Here is a 21,602-nt window from a genome sequence, read left to right on the forward strand (position 1 = left end):
CATCCCTTGAAGCTGAAAGAGTTGCCGGACTCTCTAAACACGTCACTTGAACCCTTAGCGATACGTTCCGCGCTTCGTGGGGCGCTCAATGATGCTACACCTTGTGAAAGGTCGCAGAGAATAAACAGGCGTAATGTTGGGAAGACTAACCGGATCGGGAAAGAATCCGGCTCTGCCACGGTTTCGATCACCGGAGTATAACGATCACCTGATAAGAGAACATGCTAAGGCTTTATCCTCCCTGCGAAGGGATTCAACCTGCGGAAACGCTACGCGCCGCCTTTTCTTATGTGCCCAACACGGCACGTAATGGTCATCTATTATCTGCACCATTGTAACTTTCGTTGTACTGTCTCTCTGCTGTACGTTGCGCGCTGGCAGATTCAGCGGAGGAGATATCATGTCAAAAGCTAACCAAAAAGCAGCTACGAAGCGCAACAACCGTAAGATTCACGCTCGTAAATTCCGGGCAGCACCAGAGGGGAAAGCCTGGCTTGAAAGCGAGAGGAAATCAAGCTGGCACGAGCGGCTAACAACATGTTTTAGAGGTGACTGTATGAAAAGCAGCCGTTATGATTGCAATACATTCAGAGTCAAAAGGATTTGGACGTGGATACAGTCGAGGAACTTAACGGAACATACTTCTATGCGGGGCGTTCAAACCTCACCGCCTCCGAGCTATTTTTCATGGTCTTCTGTGAAAATGTTGTTGATCAACTTGGTTTAGGTCTTGTTGATTTCGGTGCTGTAGTTGCCATTGTATCTGGGCGTAATACTCTCCCTACAAGGGCAAAACCAAACGGTGCTGAAAAGGGAACATCATATGCGTCTAAAGCCTCGCGAAAAGTGTTCAAAAAAGCGCAGTTCCCTTTCGGTATCAAACTACCTTCCGTTATTGGTGGTTATCCACCTTCTACAATCAGAATCAGGGCGGTAGCTAACATTGGAACATTTACGGGCAGGGCTATTCCTGTCGTGGGGTGGGTTATCTTAGCTTCTGATATCTCTCAAATCACCTATCGCACTATCCGAGACTACAACGCTATAGCGCGGGGTAACGATAAGTTATGGTAAACAATGTTGAGCAGCGCGTTTATGAACTTGTACGGCCTTACGCTGGCACGTACCTATTCAAGTTCAAGAAAGTAGAGCTAACACCTGAAACGGATCTTGATACTGATTTGAGTCTTGATGAGCTTGAAGCTGGTGAGTTAATGGATAAGTTTTTCGATGCGTTCAAGGTTGAACGGGGAAACTTTAAAATAGAAACTTACTATCCTGATCAGCCTGTTTCATGGAATCCATTTAAGAAAACAGAGCCTGTTCCTGTACCAGATTTCAATGTTGGTATGCTGATCGAATCAGCTAAAGCCGGAAGATGGTTGTACGAATAAGGGGCGCACCGCCCCCAGTAAATGCTAACTTATTTATCCGTAATAAAATTAAGAATTCTTTACATGGATTAAAAGAAGATTAAGAAATGATTGAGTTGACATCAGGGGTTGTTAACTTCATTTTAAATAAAATTGGGTTGATTTTTTCCTTAGCTGCATTGATCTCCTCCCTGAAAACAGTACCAGTCTAAACTGAAGTATCCGGTCTTTCTTCCATCTCACAGAGAGGCACATCGCCATGAAAAAGACCCGTTATACCGAAGAACAGATCGCGTTTGCGCTGAAACAGGCCGAAACCGGCACCCGCGTCAGGGAAGTCTGCAGAAAGATGGGCATTTCTGAGGCCACGTTTTACAACTGGAAGAAGAAATTCGCCGGTCTGGGCGTAACGGAACTGCGCCGTCTGCGGCAACTGGAGGATGAAAATCAGCGGCTGAAGAAACTGGTGGCAGACCTGAGTCTGGACAAGGAGATGCTGCAGGAGGTACTGAAACAAAAGTTCTGAGGCCGGCTCAGAAGCGCCAGGCGGTGCATTTTCTGCTGGAGGCCTATCATATCAGTGTCCGCCGGGGATGCGGGTTGCTGATGCAGAGCAGAACTGTCTACCACTGGCAGAGCCGGCGTGACGATCGGGCGATAACCCTGCGTATCCGGGAAATAGCGGAAACCCGGATACGGTACGGTTGCCCGCGTATTCATATCCAGTTGCGGCGGGAAGGCTGGCAGATTAACCACAAGAAAACACACCGGATTTATTGTCTGGAAGGCCTGAATTTGCGCAGAAAGCGCCCCCGCAGGCATGTCAGTGCCGCACGCCGCCAGCAGCGCCCGGCCCTGACGCATATCGATCAGTGCTGGAGTATGGATTTCGTGTCGGATAGTCTGTTTAACGGGCGGCGTTTTCGGGCGCTGACCGTAGTGGATAATTTTAGTCGGGAGTGTCTGGCGATCCATGCCGGAAAATCGCTGAAAGGCGAGGATGTGGTCAGCATAGTGGAAGCATTACGGGTGCTGGATAAACGCCTGCCGGTGCGTATCCAGACGGATAACGGCAGCGAGTTCATCTCGAAAAGTCTGGATAAATGGGCGTATGAGCACGGTGTCACGATGGACTTCTCCCGTCCCGGGAAACCGACCGATAACCCGTTTATTGAGTCATTTAACGGCAGCCTGCGGGACGAATGTCTGAACATTCACTGGTTCCTGTCACTGGAAGATGCGCAGGACAAACTCGACAAGTGGCGCAGGGAATATAATCATGAGAGGACGCATTTATCACTAAATGACATGACTCCGGCTGAATTTATCCGGAGTCTGCAAAAAGACGAAGATCTCTGATTTAGCACTGCACTGAATTTGGGCCAAGGTCAAAAAAACGGAACTCTCAAAAAGTGCGTGGAACTAAAACAGGTGTGCTTACAAGATGACGTTGCAAAGCATGGTTAGAACTGAAGAAGGTTGAAGAGGCTGTATTAAAACTTGTCTCTGATGCAAGGAAGTTTATCTAACGGGGCTTGATGGCTGGTATTGTCCAAAACCAGCCATGATTTAGGATTAATCACGCAAGCATCTATTAACTGTTTCTAATATCATCGAATGGCTAATGTTTATGGGGGGGTAGGATGGATACTACAGAACAGGTAAACGGATATTATTTTGATGGGAAGTCAAATTTAAGCGAAAGCGAACTGTTATTTTGGTTACTCATGGATGAGAGTTATAAACAGTTTGGTGATTTGCTGGATTACTTTGCGTGGGGCTCAATGATTCTTAGTCTGCCTTTAGTCCCTGTACGAGGTAAGATTGATTACCGCCGTGCAACCAAAGGCACAAGTCCTCTATCTCTTGTTTTCCGTAAGGTGTTCACAGGCTCTTTTGAAACACGTAAAAAGACACTTACCATTAAGTCGATACTCCGCAAGGATTGGGCATACACTACCAGTATTGGCGGCTACATTGGACGTTGGGTACCGTGGATTGGTGTTGTGGTCACTGTTTATGATATTGGTGTCATTACTACTAATGTTGTTCACCGTTATCGATTAATTACGGGGAAATAGGCATGGATATTGATGCTACTGTTCACGGACTGATCGAAAAGCACTTTTGGAAGATGGACAATGATACATCACTGAGTGATGGTGATCATGTAGTACTTCCAGAGGATATGGACTCATTTCTAAATGACTACTCTGAATCATTGAATGTAGATATCCAAAGTTTTAACTTTCGTCGCTATTTTCCCAATACTGGTATTTGGTTTCTTCCAAACGCCATTCTTCCTGAATACCTCAAAACAGACCACCACAAACCAGAACCATTGACGGTACAAATGTTTATTGAAAGTGCTAAAGCCGGGCGCTGGCTCTATGACTGATCGTCCGTGTTAAAGGTTTTGGCATAAAGGCAAGAGCCTTTATTAGTTTTTTCATGGGGATATCCTCATGGAGCTTATGAAGACATTACTAACATCGGTGTGTATTAATCAACGGGAGCAGGTCCCCACCTGATACGCCGCTATCATTCGCGTCGTTCTGGTCAGGCTATCCGCCACCTCCACTTCCGCAGTCGTAATCGCCATTCCCGCAGAACGCAGCGCCGAAATATCCGCGGCGATACGCTGGATACCAAACCAGAACAGCCCATCCAGCGCATTGACCTGCAGGCCGCTTTCCAGCGCCAAACGTAACCGCTCGCGCGGCGCCTTTATCTCTTTTGCCAGCTGCTGATAGGGCGCGGCGGAAACCGCATCCGGCCCGCTGCGAATAATCCGGCTCACAAAGCGATAACGAAACTCATCCGGAACGGCGCTGAGATCGGCTTTCAGGCTGTAAACGCAGCCGCGCTTCTTACCATTAATCACCACGTTCTTTTGATTCAGCGCCAGCGCATGGCGTAAGCGATCCACCAGCTGCGGGGCGCGAATAAGCAATAAACGAAACGGCAGTTCGAAGCTGGTGGCGTAGTCGACATTCAGCAATGCAGTACGCAAACGCGTTTCACTGTTCGCCTTTTCCTGCTGACATTCAGCAATAACTTCCGCCCACTGGCGGGTAATACGTGGGGATTCGTTGCGCTCGATGAACTGAAATTTTTCAATCTGATAGTCAATACGTCCAGCCATTGCCGTTCCCTGTGGTTCACCATCTCGCTGATAGTTTTCAGCAGATTGCGTCTATTCGCAAGTAGCAGTTCGCTTTAAATCATCATGTGCTAACTTCACCAGGGAATATTAGCTGAACAAATAAAAATAGATGAGAAAAGAAATTTTTATTAATTGATTAAATGATTTAACAGAACATTTAATAAGAGCTATTTTTCAGAAAACGTTTATATCAACAGTTATTGTTTCCAATAAACCAGGCAGCTACATTGCGTAAAAATAGCATTACTGGGATATAAAAATGGACACAACAGAACAAGTTAATGGAACATATTATTACAATGGCAAGTCAAACCTCTCGTCCCATGAACTTCTTTTTTGGATTTTTCTCGATACTGCAGCCATTCATTTTGGAGTAGATGACATCATGACCATTGCGTTAATCATGCTTGGTCAACCTATAAAAAATACCCGGACAAAACCAGGCGGAGCGACTAAAGGGACGAGCATTTTGAGCCATGAGTTACGGAAGGTTTTCCACAATGATTTAAAAGTCAGGCTCCCGACGTTAACCAACCAATCCATCCGTAATCTTAGATGGAGCTATGTCACCAATCTGGGAGCATTCGTTGGACGCTGGATACCCATTCTCGGGATTATTTACCTGACAGGGGATGTAATTTATGTATCAATAAAAGCAACCACTAGATACAACGCCATTGCCAGAGGTGACGATAAATTATGGTAGATCAAGACAATATTGCAGCAGCCGTTCTGGCATGGTATGAAACGCAATGGAACAAGCCGACACTTACCGGCAAAAAGCAGCAGGTGAATGCGGATTTATCACTCAATATGGGCGATTATCCCTGGGCCAGAGAAAGTGGCGATGACATCATGAAATCCTATTTCCGTCAGTTTAATGTAAAGCAAGATGCATTTGATTTATTTAATTATTGGCCTCCCGAACAGGGTTTCCTCCCTAATTTCCTATTACCGAAATCCAAACGCATTTCTCCGCGCACACCGGAGCCGCTAACACTCGCGATGCTCATTGCGTCAGCACAGGCTGGGAGATGGCTGTATCGTTAGTTGTTTGAAAATAAAGAGCCCCTCCCCCGGATAGCGGCGCGCTGCGCCTTATCCGGGCTACCGGTTAGTGCCAACTTGTAGCCCCGGTAAGCGTAAGCGCGACCGGGGTTTTTCTCAGTTAGCGCCAACCTTGGCCCCGCTAAGCGCAGCGCAACCGTTCTTACTGCAGCGCCTCAAGAATATGATACGCCGCCTTCACCCGCTCCGGGTTGGGGTAGCTTTTATTCGCCAACATCACGATGCCGAGATCCTGTTGCGGGATAAAGGCCACGTAGCTGCCGAATCCGCCGGTGGAGCCGGTTTTATGTACCCACGAGGCTTTCACCGGCGGCGCGGGTGGATTGACCGCCGTTACCGGCGTCGCGGCGAGCGCCACCTTATTATCGCTGCCGTTAATCAGCACCTCGGCCGACACCGGCCAGTTCAGCATCTCCCAGCCGAGGCCCTGATACATCTCCCCAGCCCGCCAGTAGCGCGACTGCGCCAGCTGGATCCCCTGCCGCAGGTTTTTATCCTGCACCGTCTCGCGGTTCATATTCGCCAGCACCCAGTGCGCCATATCCTCAATGCTCGACTTCACGCCGTAAGCCTCAGCGTCCAGCTGCCCCGGCGAAACGTGTACCGCGTTACCGTCGCGATAACCCCAGGCGTAATCCTTGCTCTGGGCGGACGGTACGTTAATCCAGGTGTGGCTCAGTTTTAACGGCTGCAATACCCGCTGGCTCATCGTCTGTTCAAAGCTCATGCCGGAAGGTTTTACCGCCAGCGCGCCGAACAGGCCAATGCTGGTATTGGCGTACTGCCGCTTACTCCCCGGCGCCCACTGCGGTTGCCAGTTCTGATAGTAACGCAGTAATGCCGCTTCATCCGTCACCTCGTCCGGAACCTGCAGCGGCAGGCCGCCTGCGGTATAGGTGGCGAGATGCAGCAGCGTGATCCCCTGCCACTGCTGGCCGGTGAGCTGCGGCCAGTACTTCTGCGCCGGATCGCTGAGCTTAATTTCACCGCGCGCCACCGCATCGCCGCCAAGCACGCCGGTGAAAGTCTTACTAACAGAGCCCAGCTCAAACAACGTCTGTCGCGTCACCGGACGCTGCCCGGCGACATCGGCCTGGCCCCAGGTGAAATAGTAGGGTTTGCCGTGATAGATCACCGCCACCGCCATCCCCGGTATCGCCTGTTCTTTCATTAACGGGGTGATGGTCTGATTGACCAGTTCGCGCAGCTGCTCCGCCGTTTGCGGCGCGGCAAACGTCGAAAATGAGGCGCCCAGCAGCAGTACGCCTGTAAGGGATTTTTTCATCATGAAGTATTTTTCCATTATCGGTTCTCGCTCAATATCCACTCTCGTCCGGGCCCTTCAGACGCGCTCAGTGTCGGTGTTTTGCACAGCGCTGACAAACTGTTAAATTTAGCAGCAGGCTTTAGTTTTTCTAACGGATAATGTTATGACACGCAGCTATCTTCCTCTCAATTCACTGCGGGCGTTTGAAGCGGCCGCCCGGCATCTCAGTTTTACCCGCGCGGCGATTGAGCTCAACGTCACCCACTCCGCCATCAGCCAGCACGTGAAGACGCTGGAGGAACACCTTAACTGCCAGCTGTTCGTTCGCGTGTCGCGCGGCCTCAAGCTCACCACCGAAGGCGAAGGCCTGTTACCGGTACTCAATGAGTCGTTTGAAAGGATAGCCGGGATGCTCGACCGTTTTACCGGTCACCAGGCGCAGGAGAAACTCAAGATCGGCGTAGTCGGCACTTTCGCTACAGGCCTGCTGTTCCCATTGCTGCCAGCCTTCTGGCGCGAGTGTCCGCATATCGATTTGCAGATCTCCACCCATAATAATCGCGTCGATCCCGCCGCCGAGGGGTTGGATTATGTGATTCGCTTCGGCGGCGGCGCCTGGCACGATACCGCCGCGCAGTATCTGTGCGCCGCCCCGCTCTCCGCGCTGTGCGCTCCGTCGTTAGCTGCCCGGCTAAATACACCGAAGGATATTTTGCAGTTCACGCTGCTCCGCTCTTATCGCCGCGACGAATGGTCGGCGTGGATGCAGGCAGCGGGAGAACTTCCGCCTTCGCCAACCCATCGGGTTATTGTCTTCGACTCATCAGTGACCATGCTGGAGGCGGCGCAGGCAGGCTTAGGCGTAGCTATCGCCCCGGTAAAAATGTTCAGCCATCTGCTGGAAGAAAAACGCATTGTGCAGCCGTTTAAGATTCATATCGATCTCGGCAACTACTGGCTGACACGTTTGCAATCACGCACGGAAACGCCCGCGATGCTGCATTTTTCCCGCTGGCTGGCGGAGGCCTTAAAAGGGGTTAATTCGGCGGAGTAATCCGCCATCAGAAGGCGCTCCCGAAGGAAACAGGAAATATTTGGAAATAACGCTTACACATTATGCATAGCGCTGGATAAATCAGCGTTTTTAATTTGCCCTGGCTTGCGCAGAAACGTTTACCCCCCTGAGAAACAAAAACAATAAAACAGTTTAAAAACAACACCTTAATTATTTACCTTTCCCCATAGCATCCTCCCCAGCGCCCCGCTGGCTATAAAATTATTATCGTTGCCATTATCAGATAAGTCCGATCAAGTGCATCGTTTATGTCTATTAATTTCCTGTAATTAAGTCACCGAAGCAATCAAACCGCGAAAACTGTTGCTGTATATTTCATCGCGATCAACACGCCAACATAGGTTATCTGGATACCCATCTGCACGGTATTCGCTTGCCGTGTTTGATTACCACAATGGTTATCCCCTTAAGTACATGGAGTTAAAATGAATAAGAAATTACTGCCTGTTGTAGCACTGATCCTGTCCGCGTCCGCCACCAGTGCTTACGCAGTTAACGGCAAGGTCAACTTTACCGGTGAAATCATCCAGTCAACCTGTACTGTGACTTCTTCCGACCAGAACAAAGACGTTTTCATCGGTAAATACCCGACTACCGCGTTCAACGCTGTTGGCGATGTTACCGCTTCTAAAGCGTTCACCATCAACCTGGAAAAATGTGAAGCCGGTGATTACTCCCTGCGCTTCGACGGTGCGACCGTTGCCGGTAACCCGAACCTGCTGTCCGTTGATAACGCTGGCGGCGTAGGTATCGAAATCCTGACCAACGACGAAAAAATCGTCCCAATCAACCAGAGCGCAGACGACAACTCCCCGTGGGTTAACGTTGCAGCGTCTGACGACAACAGCGGCACCGCGGTATTCAACCTGAAAGCTCGCTACAAATCCTTCCTGAAGGATGTGACTGCTGGTTCTGCTAACGCAAACGCCACCTTCACCATCGAATACAAATAATACGGATAATCCCGTTTTAGGGTAGACGTTTTGGCCATGGATGGCTGGTAACATTATTTGGAACGTGAAATGAAAAAGTTATTAACCGCTTTATTGTTATTTGTCTCGCTGGATACTTTTGCGGGTATTCAGGTCGATCAGACTCGGGTTATTTATAACGGCGGGGAAAAATCTGCGGCGTTATCCATTCACAATGATACCGATGAAACATGGATGGTTCAGACCTGGCTTGATACCGGTGACGCCACCGCAACGCCAACTAATTTACCGATGCAGGCTATTCCGCCAATTTTAAAACTGGCGGGAAATAAAGACGCTATTTTGCGCTTTGTTTATTCCGGCAGCGGACTACCAACCGACCGCGAATCCGTGTACTGGATCAACGTGCAGGAAATTCCGCCTTCGGCGAAGCAAGAAAACGTGCTGCAAATTGCGATCCGCACCCGCGTGAAGTTGTTCTATCGCCCTACCACGCTGAAAACCACCTTGCAAAAGGAAGCGCAGGCCCTGACCTGGCGCAAGCAAGGTAATGAGTTGGTCGTGACTAACAAAGGTCCGCTGCACGTGACTTTCGGCGTACTCACGCTAAAGAGCGGCGCGAAGACCTGGAAAGTGAATGCTGACATGGTTAATCCCATGGACTCTCTGAACATCAAATTGCCAGCCGGCGCGGCGGCAGCGGATCAGATGTCATTCACTTTTATCAATGATTTTGGCGGACATACGGAAATTAAAGATATCCGCATTCAGTAAGAGAGCAATACAATGGCTAGCCATAACAAAATAAGGACGATCCCTGGATGTCTGGCGCAGCATGTTCGCTTTGCTGTTTACGCCTCGACAATGTCATTACTGGCGACACCATTTGTCAATGCCGAAGAGCAATTCAATACCTCTTTCATCCGCGGGGCGAATAACGCCTCGCTGGTGCAAAACCTCTCTACCGGCGACGATATTTTACCAGGTAAATATGCCTTCGATATTTACCTGAATAAAAATCGCGTCGATCACCGGGAAATAGAATTTAAAAAAGATTCGCCTAACACCCCGGGCTATTTCTGTTTAGATGCCGACAGCTATCGTTCATACGGCGTTCTGGTGCCGGACACTGCCGGTAGCAGCGCCTGTTACGATCTGGTAAAAAATATTCCTGGCAGTAGCGTGAGCTGGAATGCCGCGCTGCAGGAGCTGAACATCTCCGTACCGCAAACCGATCTCGAAGCGCGACCGCAGGGCGAGATTTCGCCGCTGGTCTATGACGACGGTATCAACGCCGGTTTCGTTAACTATGCCTTCAGCGGCAGTCATTCCCGTTTTGCCAGCGGTAGCGGCAAACAGGACAGCGACTACTACTTCCTGAGCCTCAATAACGGCCTAAACGTCGGCGCGTGGCGTTTTCGCAATACCTCTTCCCTGTCAAAACAGACCGGGCAAAAAGAGCAATGGAATCCGATTTCCACCTGGGCGGAAACCGACATCGCCTCCTGGCGCAGCCGTATTCAGATTGGCCAGAGCAACACCAATAATAACGTTTTCGACAGCTTCCAGTTCCGCGGCGCGCAGATTTCCAGCGTCCCGGAAATGCTGCCGGACAGCCGCCGCGGCTACGCGCCGGTCGTACGTGGCGTCGCCAACACCAACGCCCGCGTCGAAGTGCGCCAGAACGGCTACACCGTATACAGCACCGTGGTGCCGCCGGGGCCGTTCGCGCTGACCGATATTTCGCCAAGCACCCTCAGCGGCGACTTAGCCGTAACGGTTATCGAGGCGGATGGCTCACGCCATAGCTTCACACTCCCTTACTCCTCCGTGCCGAATATGCTGCGCGACGGGATCTGGGAGTATCAGGTGACGGCGGGTAAATATCACGACGGCACCAATAATTATCAGCCGCAATTTATCCAGGGTACCGTCGCACATGGCGCTGGCTCCGACTATACGCCATATGGCGGGATTATCATGGCCGAGCACTATCGCTCCGGCGTGGTCGGGCTGGGTAAAAACATGGGCGAATACGGGGCGGCCTCCGTTGACGCCTCATGGTCTGATACCGATCTGGCTTCCGGTGAGAACAAGCGCGGCGCCAGCGTGCGCTTCCTCTATTCCAAATCGCTCAACACTCTCGGTACCGATGTGCAGATCGCCGGCTACCGTTATTCGACATCGGGCTTCTATGACTTCTCCGATGCGGTAGCTGAACGTAACAACTGGCAGAACGGTTTCTACCACACCCAGTATTACGATCAGAGCGACGATAAAACCGGCGCGCCGGATTGGGCGACGCAAAACCAGCGCCGTCGTTACTACGACTCGCAGCAATACAACAACAAACGCCAGCGCGTCGAGATGACGGTCAACCAGCACATCGCCGGCGCTTCGTTGTACGCGACCTTTATTCGTCAGAACTACTGGAACACTTCCGCTTACGACCGCACCATCCAGACCGGTTTTAACACCACCTGGAATCGCGTCAGCGTCGGCGTGTTTTACCAGAACAGCCGCAGTAACTACGGCTATAGCGACAACAGCGTTAACCTCAACGTCTCGGTGCCAATCAACATCTTTGGCCCGGACCACGAAAGCACGGTTAACTTTAACGCCTCTAACAGCAAGCAGAGCGGTAGCGGCTACAGCGCCGGGATGAGCGGTACGCTGCTTGATGACAACCGCATGAATTACTTCGTGCAGAGCGGCCACACCCAGCACGGCGGCGATACCAGCCTGGTCAACCTGGGTTATCTGGGCAGCATGGGTAACGTCGATCTGGGCTACAGCTACAACAACAACTATCAGCAGACTTCGCTGAACGTCTCCGGCGGCGTGGTCGCGCACTCCGGCGGCGTCACCCTGTCGCAGCCGCTGCAGAACACCTTCGTGGTGGTGAAAGCGAAAGGGGCGCAGGGCGTACGTCTGGAGAACCAGCCTGGGGTAGCGATTGACCGCTTCGGCTACGCGGTGCTCACTTCTGCGATGCCGTATCGCCACAACCGCGTCGCGCTGCGTACTTCGGATATCGGCAACGGCCTGGAAATCCCGCTGGCGGCGAAAGATATCGTGCCGACCGAGCGCGCCATCGGCCGCGTGACCTTTGAAACGCATCTCGGCCAGAGCCTGCTTATCCACGCCAAACTGGCGGACGGCAGCGTGCCGGTGATTGGCGCCAACATCTTCGGCCAGAACGGCGAACATGTCGGCGTGGTCGGTACCCGCGGCGAAGCCTACGTTTCCGGCGTTCAGAGCGGCGACCGTCTGCAGATGAAATGGGGCGACGATGCCGACGCCTCCTGCAGCCTGACGGTGCCAGAACTACCTGCTATTCAAGCCGATCAACCCGGTGGTTATCAGGTCGTCTCCCTGACCTGTAAATAACATGAAAGGACAATTAGTTATGTCGAAGTTTAACCTCTTATCCCGCACCGGGCTGACGCTGCTGGTACTCTCGAGCGCGCTGTTCTCCACCAGCAGCTTCGCGCTGAGCTGTAAGAAGAACGGTACCGAAGTATCGCAGACCATCGCGCTCACCGATCAGATTAACGTTTCGACCGCTAATTTGAAGCCGGGTACCCTGCTGTGGCGTTCGCCGACGTTTACCTCTACCTTTACCTGTACCGATACGGATCACATGCCCAATGGTGAAGATGCATATCTGTACTGGGATCCGGAAACCCGGATGCAGAATATCCACAACTCACTGGAAGTCGGCGTCACCTATCTCAGCACCGATATTAAACCGGTAAAAGGTCAGAAAACGGATATCGGGCCAGGTACGCTCTGCCGCCGCAACCGTCCCGGCGGTGCATGCCAGTCTCCGGCAACCCCGCAGACCGTCACGGTGACCTACTCGGTTTATATTAAAGCCACCGGCAATCCGCCGCCGTCAAACGGCGTGATTAACGACACCAACCGCTACGCTATCTTCCAGGTTGACGGCGTCGGCGGCCTCAACAGCCGCCCGAATAGTAACTTCCGCGCGTGGGTCACCGGGCTTGGTAACATCCGCTTTATCGCCTGCAACCCGAAAATCACCGTCTCGGCGAACAATGGTTCAACGGTAAACTTCGGCAGCATCCCGGCGCGCAACGCGGTCGTCGGCGCCATTGAGAAACAGGTTCCGTTCAGCGTCCGCGCCGACCTGACCGGCGCCGGCCAGGATTGCCAGGGGCAGACCTTAATGGCCAGCTTCAGCACCCAGCAGCCGACCCAGGACACCAATACCATTCTGCCATCCAACGATAGCGGTTTTGGCATCCTGCTCTCGCGCGCCGATGCGCCGACGACCTGGCTTTCCATGAATACCCCGACGCAGTTGGGCATGATTAACGGCAGCGTGGTAGAAAGCAACTTCCTGGCCAGCCTGAAATGGCTAAGCGTTAAGCCAAAAATCGGCACCTTTAATGCGACGGCCAATATCGACGTTACCTTTAAATAGTGAAGCAAAATGCCGCTGACCAACACCGAACCGACCGGGTTACGCTATGTATTTCAGCCGATGTTCAACCGCGAAGGCAAAATGATCGCGGTTGAATGTTTGACCCGGTTTGCTCATCACGAGCCTGCTAGTCCGCAAGATATAGAACGGTTTTTCAGTGAGGCATCGGAATCACTGCGCGCCCGCATCCTGCTCGAACAGATTGAGCTGGTCAGGCAGCATCAGCAGTGGTTCCGCCACAACGAAGTCATGGTTACCCTCAACGTCGACGAGTCGACGCTGCATATGCTGCATGATGATTTTATCGCCGAGTGTGTGAAAACCATCGGCTGCCTGCATTTTGAGGTTAATGAATTTTCCAACACGCTGGTGAAACGCACCCCGACCATCGACGCCCTGACGGACAAATACTCCTTCTGGCTGGATGATTTTGGCGCCGGTTACGCCGGGTTCGCCGCCCTGACGGCACAACCCTTTCGTTTTATCAAGACCGACAAGAACCTGTTATGGAGCCTGCTGGAAAAGAAAAACGGCCAGCAGTTGATGGACTCGCTGCTGCACTATTTTCAGGCGAACCAGTATCAGGTGATCGTCGAAGGTATTGAAACCGAAGCCCATCTTCAGTGGCTGGAAAACATGCCGTGGTTTGCCCTGCAGGGGCTCCTCTGGCGGGAACAAACCATTGAAGCCTTAGTGGCCAGCGTCGAAAAATAACCCCTCTTTTCCCCGGATATCCACTCCCCCGCTATCCGGGCTGTCCGTCCTCTCTTCAACTTATTCATTTTCTGGCATTTTTCTTTTTCCACCTCGCCTGTCCTCGCCTTTCATATTGTTAACTTATTGTTGCTAGCGATCACAAAAATTAAACAATATGGTTATTTCATACGCATTTTTCAAAAATGTAGATATTTTTAATTTATGGCTACGAAATGAGCATCACCCCGACTCTCTGACTCTACCCGAGGAATGATTCTGATGAATGCACTGACCGCCGTAAAACCCCATGCTGATGATTTGGCCCACAGCTACACCGGTTTTTCCTTCGCTCCGTCCGCGCAATCGCCGCGTCTGCTGGAGCTAACGTTCACCGCCGAAACGACCGCGCAATTTCTTCAACAGGTCGCGCAGTGGCCGGTGCAGGCGCTGGAATATAAATCCTTCTTGCGCTTTCAGGTCGGCAAGATCCTCGACGATCTGTGCGGCAACCAGCTGCAGCCGCTGCTGATCAACACGCTGCTCAATCGCGCGGAGGGCGCACTGCTGATCAACGGTATCGGCATTGACAACGTCGCCCAGGCCGATGAGATGGTCAAGCTGGCTACCGCCGTGGCGCATTTGATCGGACGTTCCAACTTTGATGCCATGAGCGGCCAGTATTACGCCCGCTTCGTGGTGAAAAACGTCGATAACTCAGATAGCTACCTGCGCCAGCCGCACCGCGTGATGGAGCTGCACAATGACGGTACCTATGTCGAAGAAATTACCGACTACGTGCTGATGATGAAGATCGATGAGCAAAACATGCAGGGCGGCAATTCACTGCTGTTGCATCTGGATGACTGGGAACATCTCGACGAATTCTTCCGCGACCCGCTCGCCCGCCGTCCGATGCGCTGGGCCGCGCCGCCGAGCAAAAACGTCAGCAAAGATGTCTATCATCCGGTTTTCGATGTCGACCAGCAGGGCCGCCCGGTAATGCGCTATATCGACCAGTTTGTGCAGCCGAAAGATTTCGAAGAAGGCACCTGGCTGAGCCGCCTCTCCGATGCGCTGGAAACCAGTAAAAACATTCTTTCCGTGCCGGTGCCGGTGGGGAAATTCCTGTTGATAAACAATCTCTTCTGGCTGCACGGTCGCGACCGCTTTACGCCGCACCCCGATCTGCGTCGCGAACTGATGCGCCAGCGCGGCTACTTTGCGTATTCCACGAATCATTACCAGACTCATCAATAAGGGTTCTCAGGCGAAGGAATTGAGCGGATGTATGATTTCGTGATTATCGGCGGCGGCATTATCGGCATGTCGACCGCCATGCAGTTAATTGAGATTTACCCGGACGCCCGCATTGCCCTGCTGGAAAAAGAGTCCGGTCCGGCCTGCCATCAAACTGGCCACAACAGCGGGGTGATCCACGCCGGCGTTTACTATACTCCCGGCAGCCTCAAGGCGCAGTTTTGCCTCGCCGGCAACCGCGCCACCAAAGCCTTTTGCGAGCAGAATGCGATTCGCTACAACGTCTGCGGCAAGATGCTGGTTGCCACCTCGCCGCTGGAAATGGAGCGGATGCGCGCGCTGTGGGATCGCACCGCCGCTAACGGCCTGCAGCGCGAGTGGCTTAGCGCCGGCGAGCTGCGCGAACGCGAGCCGAACATCAGCGGACTGGGCGGGATCTTCGTTCCTTCGAGCGGCATTGTCAGCTATCGCGACGTGGCGGCGGCAATGGCGAAGATCTTCGAATCTAAAGGCGGAACGATCGTCTACGACGCCGAAGTCAGCGCCCTGAAAGAACACGCCAGCGGTGTGGTAGTCCATACCCGTCAGGGCGGCGAATATGAGGCATCGACGCTGATTACCTGCTCCGGGCTGATGGCCGATCGGTTGGTGAAAATGATCGGCGTCGATCCCGGCTTTATCATCTGCCCGTTCCGCGGCGAATATTTCCAACTGGCGCCGCAGCACAACCAGATCGTTAATCATCTGATCTATCCGATCCCCGATCCGGCGATGCCGTTCCTCGGCGTCCACCTGACCCGCATGATTGACGGTAGCGTCACCGTCGGCCCTAACGCGGTGCTGGCGCTGAAGCGCGAAGGCTATCGTAAGCGCGATATCTCGCTGACCGATACCCTCGAGATCCTGACCTCGCCCGGCATTCGCCGGGTATTACAAAACAACCTGCGCTCCGGGCTTGGCGAAATGAAGAATTCGCTGTGCAGAAGCGGCTATCTGCGGCTGGTGCAGAAATACTGCCCCAGCCTGACATTGAGCGATTTACGCCCGTGGCCTGCCGGCGTGCGGGCACAGGCGGTATCGCCGCAGGGCAAGCTGATCGACGATTTCCTTTTTGTCACTACCGCGCGTTCCATCCACACCTGTAACGCGCCGTCGCCGGCGGCCACGTCGGCTATCCCGATCGGCGCGCACATCGTCAGCAAGGTGCAAACCCTGCAGGAAAGCCAGAGCAATCCCGGACGCACGCTGCGTGCGGCACGTAGCGTGGAGACACTACACGCCGCTTTTACTCGTTAACCCCTTTAGACAGGAAGCGATTATGCAACTTAAAGATGCAACTCTGTTTCGCCAGCAGGCGCTAATTGATGGCCAGTGGCGCGATGCGCAAAACGGCGACGTGATTGCGGTGACCAACCCCGCCAACGGCCAGCAACTGGGTAGCGTGCCGAAAATGGGCGCCGACGAAACCCGCGAAGCCATTGAAGCCGCCAACCGCGCCCTGCCAGCCTGGCGTGCCCTGACCGCCAAAGAGCGCGCCACCCTTCTGCGCCGCTGGTTCGATCTCATGATGGAGAACCAGGACGATCTCGCCCGCCTGATGACCCTCGAACAGGGGAAACCGCTGGCGGAAGCCAAAGGCGAAATCAGCTACGCCGCCTCCTTTATTGAGTGGTTCGCCGAAGAAGGTAAACGCATTTACGGCGATACCATTCCCGGTCATCAGGCCGACAAGCGCCTGATCGTCATCAAGCAGCCCATCGGCGTTACCGCCGCCATCACCCCGTGGAACTTCCCGGCGGCGATGATCACCCGTAAAGCGGGCCCGGCGCTGGCCGCCGGCTGTACTATGGTCCTGAAACCGGCGAGCCAGACGCCGTTTTCCGCGCTGGCGCTGGCCGAACTGGCGAATCGCGCCGGTATTCCCGCCGGGGTATTTAACGTGGTCACCGGTTCCGCCGGGGCCGTCGGCAACGAACTGACCAGCAACCCGCTGGTACGCAAGCTCTCCTTCACCGGCTCGACCGAAATTGGCCGCCAGCTGATGGAACAGTGTGCGAAAGACATCAAAAAAGTGTCGTTAGAACTCGGCGGCAACGCGCCGTTTATCGTCTTTGACGATGCCGACCTTGATAAAGCCGTCGAAGGGGCGCTGGCGTCGAAGTTCCGCAACGCCGGACAGACCTGCGTCTGCGCCAACCGTCTGTATGTACAGGACGGCGTCTATGACCGTTTCGCCGAGAAACTGCAGCAGGCGGTGGAAAAGCTGCGCATCGGCGACGGCCTGCAGGACGGGGTCACCACCGGCCCGCTGATCGATGATAAAGCGGTAGCTAAAGTCGAAGAACATATTGCCGACGCCCTTGCGAAAGGCGCGCGCATCGTCACCGGCGGTAAACCGCACGCGCTGGGCGGCAACTTCTTCCAGCCCACCATCCTGGTCAACGTCCCGAGCAGCGCCAAAGTGGCGAAAGAAGAGACCTTCGGCCCGCTGGCGCCGCTGTTCCGCTTTAAAGATGAAGCCGATGTGATTGCCCAGGCCAACGATACCGAATTCGGCCTCGCCGCCTATTTCTACGCCCGCGACCTGAGCCGCGTCTTCCGCGTCGGCGAAGCGCTGGAGTACGGCATCGTTGGCATCAATACCGGCATTATCTCCAACGAAGTCGCGCCGTTCGGCGGCATTAAAGCCTCCGGTCTGGGCCGCGAAGGTTCGAAGTACGGCATCGAAGATTATCTAGAAATCAAATATATGTGTATCGGCCTTTAACAGGAGAGCAGGACATGACCAGCAATAAAGCGTTAATGCAGCGCCGTAGCGACGCGGTGCCGCGCGGCGTCGGACAAATTCACCCTATCTTTGCCGACCGTGCGGAGAACTGCCGGGTATGGGACGTTGAAGGCCGTGAATATCTCGATTTCGCCGGCGGTATCGCGGTGCTGAACACCGGCCACCTGCATCCTGAGGTGATCGCCGCGGTGGAAGGCCAGCTGAAGAAGCTGACCCATACCTGCTTCCAGGTGCTGGCCTACGAGCCCTACCTGCAGCTGTGCGAAATGATGAACCAGAAAGTGCCCGGCGATTTCGCCAAGAAAACCCTGCTGGTGACCACCGGTTCGGAAGCGGTGGAAAACGCGGTCAAAATCGCCCGCGCGGCGACCGGGCGTAGCGGCACCATCGCCTTTACCGGCGCCTATCATGGCCGTACCCATTACACCCTGTCGTTAACCGGGAAAGTGAACCCTTACTCCGCGGGCATGGGATTAATGCCGGGCCATGTCTATCGCGCGCTCTACCCGTGCGCGCTGCACGGCATCAGCGATGATGACGCGATCGCCAGCATCCATCGCATCTTCAAAAATGACGCCGCGCCGGAAGATATCGCCGCTATCGTCATCGAACCCGTCCAGGGCGAAGGCGGATTCTACGCCGCCTCCCCGGCCTTTATGCAGCGCCTGCGCGCGCTGTGCGACGAGCACGGCATCATGCTGATCGCCGATGAAGTCCAGAGCGGCGCGGGCCGTACCGGCACGCTGTTCGCGATGGAGCAGATGGGCGTGGCGCCGGATATCACCACCTTTGCCAAATCCATCGCCGGCGGCTTCCCGCTGGCGGGCGTCACCGGACGGGCGGAAGTCATGGACGCCATTGCGCCGGGCGGATTGGGCGGCACCTATGCCGGCAACCCGATTGCCTGCGCCGCCGCGCTGGCGGTACTCAAGGTTTTCGAACAGGAAAACCTGTTGGAAAAAGCCAACCAGCTCGGCGACAAGCTGCGTAAGGGCCTGCTCAATATCGCCGAAACGCATCCTGAAATCGGCGACGTCCGCGGCCTGGGAGCGATGATCGCCATTGAACTCTTTGAAGAGGGCGATCACCGCAAACCCAACGCCAAACTAACGGCGGATATCGTCGCCCGCGCGCGGGATAAAGGCCTGATCCTGCTCTCCTGCGGGCCGTACTATAACGTGCTGCGTATTCTGGTGCCGCTGACTATCGAAGATGCGCAGATCGCGCAGGGGCTGCAGATTATCGCCGACTGTTTTAACGAAGCTAAACAACGCTAACACTCCTGCACCGGATGGCGACGCTCGCGCGTCCCGTCCGGTTGCCTGTCGGCCGGATGGGGCGCAACCGCCATCCGGCAAACGGCGCCAAAAAACAATAAAAGGGGTTAATGATGGGGCAACTGTCGCAATCACATGATTTAGGGGGCGGGCTGAAATCACGCCACGTCACCATGTTATCTATTGCCGGCGTGATCGGCGCAAGTTTGTTTGTCGGTTCCAGCGTCGCCATTGCCGAAGCGGGCCCGGCGGTGCTGCTCTCCTACCTGTTCGCCGGGTTATTGGTGGTGATGATTATGCGTATGCTGGCCGAAATGGCCGTCGCCACCCCGGATACGGGCTCCTTTTCGACCTACGCCGACAAAGCGATCGGCCGCTGGGCGGGTTATACCATCGGCTGGCTGTACTGGTGGTTCTGGGTACTGGTTATCCCCCTGGAAGCCAATATCGCGGCCATTATTCTCAACTCATGGATCCCCGGCGTACCAGTATGGCTATTCTCGCTGGTCATCACCCTCGCCCTCACCGGCAGTAATCTGCTGAGCGTCAAGAACTACGGCGAATTCGAATTCTGGCTGGCTATCTGTAAAGTTATCGCCATTCTGGCCTTTATCGTACTGGGCGCGGTGGCCATCACCGGCTTCTATCCGTATGCCGAAGTGAGCGGGATTTCGCGCCTGTGGGATCACGGCGGCTTTATGCCTAACGGCTTCGGCGCGGTGCTCAGCGCAATGCTCATTACCATGTTCTCATTTATGGGCGCCGAGATTGTCACCATTGCCGCCGCCGAATCGGATACCCCGGATAAACATATTGTTCGCGCCACGAATTCCGTAATCTGGCGCATCTCTATCTTCTATCTGTGCTCCATTTTCGTGGTCGTCTCGCTGATCCCGTGGAACATGCCGGGGCTGAAGAACGTCGGTTCATACCGTTCGGTACTGGAGTTACTGCATATCCCCTACGCCAAACTGATTATGGACGGCGTGATCCTGCTGTCGGTGACCAGTTGCCTGAACTCGGCGCTGTATACCGCTTCGCGAATGCTCTATTCCCTGAGCCGCCGCGGCGATGCGCCAGCCATAATGGGCAAAACCAACCGCAGTAAAACGCCGTATGTGGCAGTGCTGCTCTCCACCGGCGCGGCCTTCTTAACCGTGGTGGTGAACTACTATGCCCCGGCAAAGGTCTTTAAATTCCTCATCGATAGCTCCGGCGCCATCGCCCTGCTGGTCTATCTGGTCATCGCCGTATCTCAGTTGCGGATGCGCAAAATCCTGCTGGCGAAAGGCGGAGAAATTCGCCTTAAGATGTGGCTCTATCCGTGGCTCACCTGGCTGGTTATCGCCTTTATCACCTTCGTACTGGTGGTGATGCTGTTCCGCCCGGCGCAGCAGCTGGAGGTGATTTCCACCGGCGTGCTGGCGATCGCTATCATCTGCACGGTGCCGATTATGTCACGCTGGAAAAAGCTGCTATTGTGGCAAAAACTGCCGCTGCAAAATACGCGTTAACCCTGTTCCCGGCGCAAGCCGGGAAATGTATTCAGGAGCAAGACTATGACCGCCATTCCCCAAGCGACGGCCATTGATGGATACCGCTGGTTGAAAAACGACATCATCCGCGGCGTTTATCAGCCTGATGAAAAACTGCGTATGAGCCTGCTGACGTCGCGCTATGAGCTTGGCGTCGGCCCGCTGCGGGAAGCGCTCTCGCAGCTGGTGGCCGAGCGGCTGGTGACGGTGGTCAACCAAAAAGGCTATCGCGTCGCCTCGATGTCCGAGGCGGAACTCCTCGATATCTTCGATGCCCGCGCCAACATGGAAGCCATGCTGGTGCGCCTCGCCATTGAGCGCGGCAGCGATGAGTGGGAAGCCGAACTGCTGGCTCGCGCCCATCTGCTTAATAAGCTGGAATCCAGCGAAGCAAGTGAGCGCTTACTCGATGAATGGGATCAGCGCCATCAGGCGTTTCATACCGCCATCGTCGCTGGCTGTGGTTCGCAGTATTTACTGCAGATGCGCGAACGGCTGTTCGATCTGGCGGCGCGCTACCGCTTCATCTGGCTGCGCACCACCGTGCTGTCGGTAGAAATGCTGGAAGATAAACATGTCCAGCACCAGACGCTGCTGGAAGCCATTCTGGCGCGCGACGCCGAGCGAGCCAGCGCGCTTATGCGCGAGCACTTACTGACTCCCATCCCGATTATCCAACAGGCGATGGCCGGCAAACTGCAGGCGCAGCAATCCTGAT

At 54.1% G+C, this 21,602-nt stretch carries 21 protein-coding genes; 19 read left to right on the top strand and 2 right to left on the bottom strand.

The annotated features are described in order from the left end of the window. Window positions 1-609 precede the first annotated feature (609 nt). From ABLV78_RS20080 to ABLV78_RS20100, 5 genes are all read left to right on the top strand, one after another. Window positions 610-1,074, top strand: coding sequence for an STM2901 family protein (locus ABLV78_RS20080; protein WP_015704509.1), 465 nt, complete (start codon window positions 610-612; stop codon window positions 1,072-1,074). Further along, window positions 1,068-1,394: a DUF1493 family protein gene (locus tag ABLV78_RS20085; protein ID WP_015704508.1), complete on the top strand. Its 327-nt coding sequence runs from the start codon at window positions 1,068-1,070 to the stop codon at window positions 1,392-1,394. Before ABLV78_RS20080 ends, ABLV78_RS20085 begins: the two co-directional genes overlap by 7 nt. 238 nt (window positions 1,395-1,632) lie before the next feature. Continuing rightward, a protein-coding gene (locus tag ABLV78_RS20090; RefSeq protein WP_088389818.1) for an IS3 family transposase occupies window positions 1,633-2,732 on the top strand; the annotation gives its coding sequence in 2 pieces (ribosomal slippage) (window positions 1,633-1,888 and window positions 1,888-2,732; 1,101 coding nt in all). 284 nt (window positions 2,733-3,016) lie between these two features. After that, on the top strand, window positions 3,017-3,454 hold the full coding sequence (locus ABLV78_RS20095) for an STM2901 family protein (RefSeq protein ID WP_032712692.1): 438 nt from the start codon (window positions 3,017-3,019) through the stop codon (window positions 3,452-3,454). A gap of 2 nt (window positions 3,455-3,456) precedes the next feature. Beyond that, window positions 3,457-3,771: a DUF1493 family protein gene (locus ABLV78_RS20100; protein WP_032712691.1), complete on the top strand. Its 315-nt coding sequence runs from the start codon at window positions 3,457-3,459 to the stop codon at window positions 3,769-3,771. A gap of 108 nt (window positions 3,772-3,879) precedes the next feature. Here ABLV78_RS20100 and ABLV78_RS20105 read toward each other — a convergent pair whose 3' ends face one another. After that, complete coding sequence (locus ABLV78_RS20105; RefSeq protein ID WP_047046043.1) at window positions 3,880-4,518, bottom strand: ECs1377 family protein; 639 nt, start codon at window positions 4,516-4,518, stop codon at window positions 3,880-3,882. A gap of 280 nt (window positions 4,519-4,798) precedes the next feature. Between ABLV78_RS20105 and ABLV78_RS20110 the strand changes: the two genes are divergently transcribed. Further along, on the top strand, window positions 4,799-5,245 hold the full coding sequence (locus tag ABLV78_RS20110) for an STM2901 family protein (protein WP_047046046.1): 447 nt from the start codon (window positions 4,799-4,801) through the stop codon (window positions 5,243-5,245). Then, window positions 5,239-5,589 carry a DUF1493 family protein gene (locus ABLV78_RS20115; protein WP_047046048.1) on the top strand — a complete coding sequence of 117 codons (351 nt, stop codon included), beginning with the start codon at window positions 5,239-5,241 and terminating at the stop codon, window positions 5,587-5,589. Before ABLV78_RS20110 ends, ABLV78_RS20115 begins: the two co-directional genes overlap by 7 nt. Before the next feature lie 160 nt (window positions 5,590-5,749). Here ABLV78_RS20115 and ampC-Kaer read toward each other — a convergent pair whose 3' ends face one another. After that, window positions 5,750-6,895 carry an AmpC-Kaer family extended-spectrum class C beta-lactamase gene (gene ampC-Kaer, locus ABLV78_RS20120; RefSeq protein ID WP_047046051.1) on the bottom strand — a complete coding sequence of 382 codons (1,146 nt, stop codon included), beginning with the start codon at window positions 6,893-6,895 and terminating at the stop codon, window positions 5,750-5,752. 142 nt (window positions 6,896-7,037) lie between these two features. Between ampC-Kaer and ampR the strand changes: the two genes are divergently transcribed. From ampR to csiR, 12 genes are all read left to right on the top strand, one after another. Beyond that, a complete protein-coding gene (ampR, locus tag ABLV78_RS20125) occupies window positions 7,038-7,928 on the top strand; it encodes a LysR family transcriptional regulator AmpR (protein ID WP_045391061.1) in 891 nt (296 codons plus the stop codon). A gap of 446 nt (window positions 7,929-8,374) precedes the next feature. Further along, window positions 8,375-8,902, top strand: coding sequence for a fimbrial protein (locus tag ABLV78_RS20130; RefSeq protein ID WP_045391064.1), 528 nt, complete (start codon window positions 8,375-8,377; stop codon window positions 8,900-8,902). Window positions 8,903-8,971: 69 nt separating this feature from the next. Continuing rightward, window positions 8,972-9,655 carry a fimbrial biogenesis chaperone gene (locus ABLV78_RS20135; protein ID WP_045391067.1) on the top strand — a complete coding sequence of 228 codons (684 nt, stop codon included), beginning with the start codon at window positions 8,972-8,974 and terminating at the stop codon, window positions 9,653-9,655. A gap of 90 nt (window positions 9,656-9,745) precedes the next feature. Further along, on the top strand, window positions 9,746-12,271 hold the full coding sequence (locus tag ABLV78_RS20140; protein WP_049059518.1) for a fimbria/pilus outer membrane usher protein: 2,526 nt from the start codon (window positions 9,746-9,748) through the stop codon (window positions 12,269-12,271). Between the two features lie 19 nt (window positions 12,272-12,290). Beyond that, a complete protein-coding gene (locus ABLV78_RS20145) occupies window positions 12,291-13,331 on the top strand; it encodes a fimbrial protein (protein ID WP_015368067.1) in 1,041 nt (346 codons plus the stop codon). A gap of 9 nt (window positions 13,332-13,340) precedes the next feature. After that, window positions 13,341-14,045, top strand: a complete 705-nt coding sequence (locus ABLV78_RS20150; protein ID WP_047046057.1) for an EAL domain-containing protein — start codon at window positions 13,341-13,343, stop codon at window positions 14,043-14,045. 261 nt (window positions 14,046-14,306) lie between these two features. Further along, entirely contained in the window at window positions 14,307-15,284 is a 978-nt protein-coding gene (gene glaH / locus ABLV78_RS20155) for a glutarate dioxygenase GlaH (protein WP_045391169.1), read from the top strand. Window positions 15,285-15,311: 27 nt separating this feature from the next. Continuing rightward, complete coding sequence (gene lhgD, locus ABLV78_RS20160; RefSeq protein WP_047046060.1) at window positions 15,312-16,580, top strand: L-2-hydroxyglutarate dehydrogenase; 1,269 nt, start codon at window positions 15,312-15,314, stop codon at window positions 16,578-16,580. A 22-nt stretch (window positions 16,581-16,602) separates the two neighbouring features. Further along, window positions 16,603-18,051 carry an NADP-dependent succinate-semialdehyde dehydrogenase gene (gabD, locus tag ABLV78_RS20165; protein WP_015368063.1) on the top strand — a complete coding sequence of 483 codons (1,449 nt, stop codon included), beginning with the start codon at window positions 16,603-16,605 and terminating at the stop codon, window positions 18,049-18,051. A 14-nt stretch (window positions 18,052-18,065) separates the two neighbouring features. After that, a complete protein-coding gene (gene gabT / locus ABLV78_RS20170) occupies window positions 18,066-19,349 on the top strand; it encodes a 4-aminobutyrate--2-oxoglutarate transaminase (protein ID WP_045391082.1) in 1,284 nt (427 codons plus the stop codon). A 113-nt stretch (window positions 19,350-19,462) separates the two neighbouring features. Next, window positions 19,463-20,863, top strand: a complete 1,401-nt coding sequence (gabP, locus tag ABLV78_RS20175) for a GABA permease (RefSeq protein WP_045391085.1) — start codon at window positions 19,463-19,465, stop codon at window positions 20,861-20,863. 45 nt (window positions 20,864-20,908) lie between these two features. After that, window positions 20,909-21,601 carry a DNA-binding transcriptional regulator CsiR gene (gene csiR / locus ABLV78_RS20180; RefSeq protein ID WP_047046063.1) on the top strand — a complete coding sequence of 231 codons (693 nt, stop codon included), beginning with the start codon at window positions 20,909-20,911 and terminating at the stop codon, window positions 21,599-21,601. Window position 21,602 lies beyond the last annotated feature (1 nt).

This window comes from Klebsiella sp. CN_Kp075, assembly GCF_040065055.2.
Lineage (GTDB): Bacteria > Pseudomonadota > Gammaproteobacteria > Enterobacterales > Enterobacteriaceae > Klebsiella > Klebsiella aerogenes.

Excerpts from the sequence above, each read along its gene's own strand:
- ABLV78_RS20130 (WP_045391064.1), top strand. The coding sequence starts at position 8,375 with ATGAATAAGAAATTACTGCCTGTTGTAGCACTGATCCTGTCCGCGTCC.
- glaH (WP_045391169.1), top strand. The coding sequence starts at position 14,307 with ATGAATGCACTGACCGCCGTAAAACCCCATGCTGATGATTTGGCCCAC.
- ABLV78_RS20115 (WP_047046048.1), top strand. The coding sequence starts at position 5,239 with ATGGTAGATCAAGACAATATTGCAGCAGCCGTTCTGGCATGGTATGAA.
- gabD (WP_015368063.1), top strand. The coding sequence starts at position 16,603 with ATGCAACTTAAAGATGCAACTCTGTTTCGCCAGCAGGCGCTAATTGAT.
- gabT (WP_045391082.1), top strand. The coding sequence starts at position 18,066 with ATGACCAGCAATAAAGCGTTAATGCAGCGCCGTAGCGACGCGGTGCCG.
- ABLV78_RS20110 (WP_047046046.1), top strand. The coding sequence starts at position 4,799 with ATGGACACAACAGAACAAGTTAATGGAACATATTATTACAATGGCAAG.
- ABLV78_RS20145 (WP_015368067.1), top strand. The coding sequence starts at position 12,291 with ATGTCGAAGTTTAACCTCTTATCCCGCACCGGGCTGACGCTGCTGGTA.
- ampC-Kaer (WP_047046051.1), bottom strand. The coding sequence starts at position 6,895 with ATGATGAAAAAATCCCTTACAGGCGTACTGCTGCTGGGCGCCTCATTT.
- ABLV78_RS20135 (WP_045391067.1), top strand. The coding sequence starts at position 8,972 with ATGAAAAAGTTATTAACCGCTTTATTGTTATTTGTCTCGCTGGATACT.
- ABLV78_RS20140 (WP_049059518.1), top strand. The coding sequence starts at position 9,746 with ATGTCATTACTGGCGACACCATTTGTCAATGCCGAAGAGCAATTCAAT.
- gabP (WP_045391085.1), top strand. The coding sequence starts at position 19,463 with ATGGGGCAACTGTCGCAATCACATGATTTAGGGGGCGGGCTGAAATCA.
- ABLV78_RS20095 (WP_032712692.1), top strand. The coding sequence starts at position 3,017 with ATGGATACTACAGAACAGGTAAACGGATATTATTTTGATGGGAAGTCA.
- ampR (WP_045391061.1), top strand. The coding sequence starts at position 7,038 with ATGACACGCAGCTATCTTCCTCTCAATTCACTGCGGGCGTTTGAAGCG.
- ABLV78_RS20085 (WP_015704508.1), top strand. The coding sequence starts at position 1,068 with ATGGTAAACAATGTTGAGCAGCGCGTTTATGAACTTGTACGGCCTTAC.
- ABLV78_RS20150 (WP_047046057.1), top strand. The coding sequence starts at position 13,341 with ATGCCGCTGACCAACACCGAACCGACCGGGTTACGCTATGTATTTCAG.
- ABLV78_RS20100 (WP_032712691.1), top strand. The coding sequence starts at position 3,457 with ATGGATATTGATGCTACTGTTCACGGACTGATCGAAAAGCACTTTTGG.
- ABLV78_RS20105 (WP_047046043.1), bottom strand. The coding sequence starts at position 4,518 with ATGGCTGGACGTATTGACTATCAGATTGAAAAATTTCAGTTCATCGAG.
- csiR (WP_047046063.1), top strand. The coding sequence starts at position 20,909 with ATGACCGCCATTCCCCAAGCGACGGCCATTGATGGATACCGCTGGTTG.
- lhgD (WP_047046060.1), top strand. The coding sequence starts at position 15,312 with ATGTATGATTTCGTGATTATCGGCGGCGGCATTATCGGCATGTCGACC.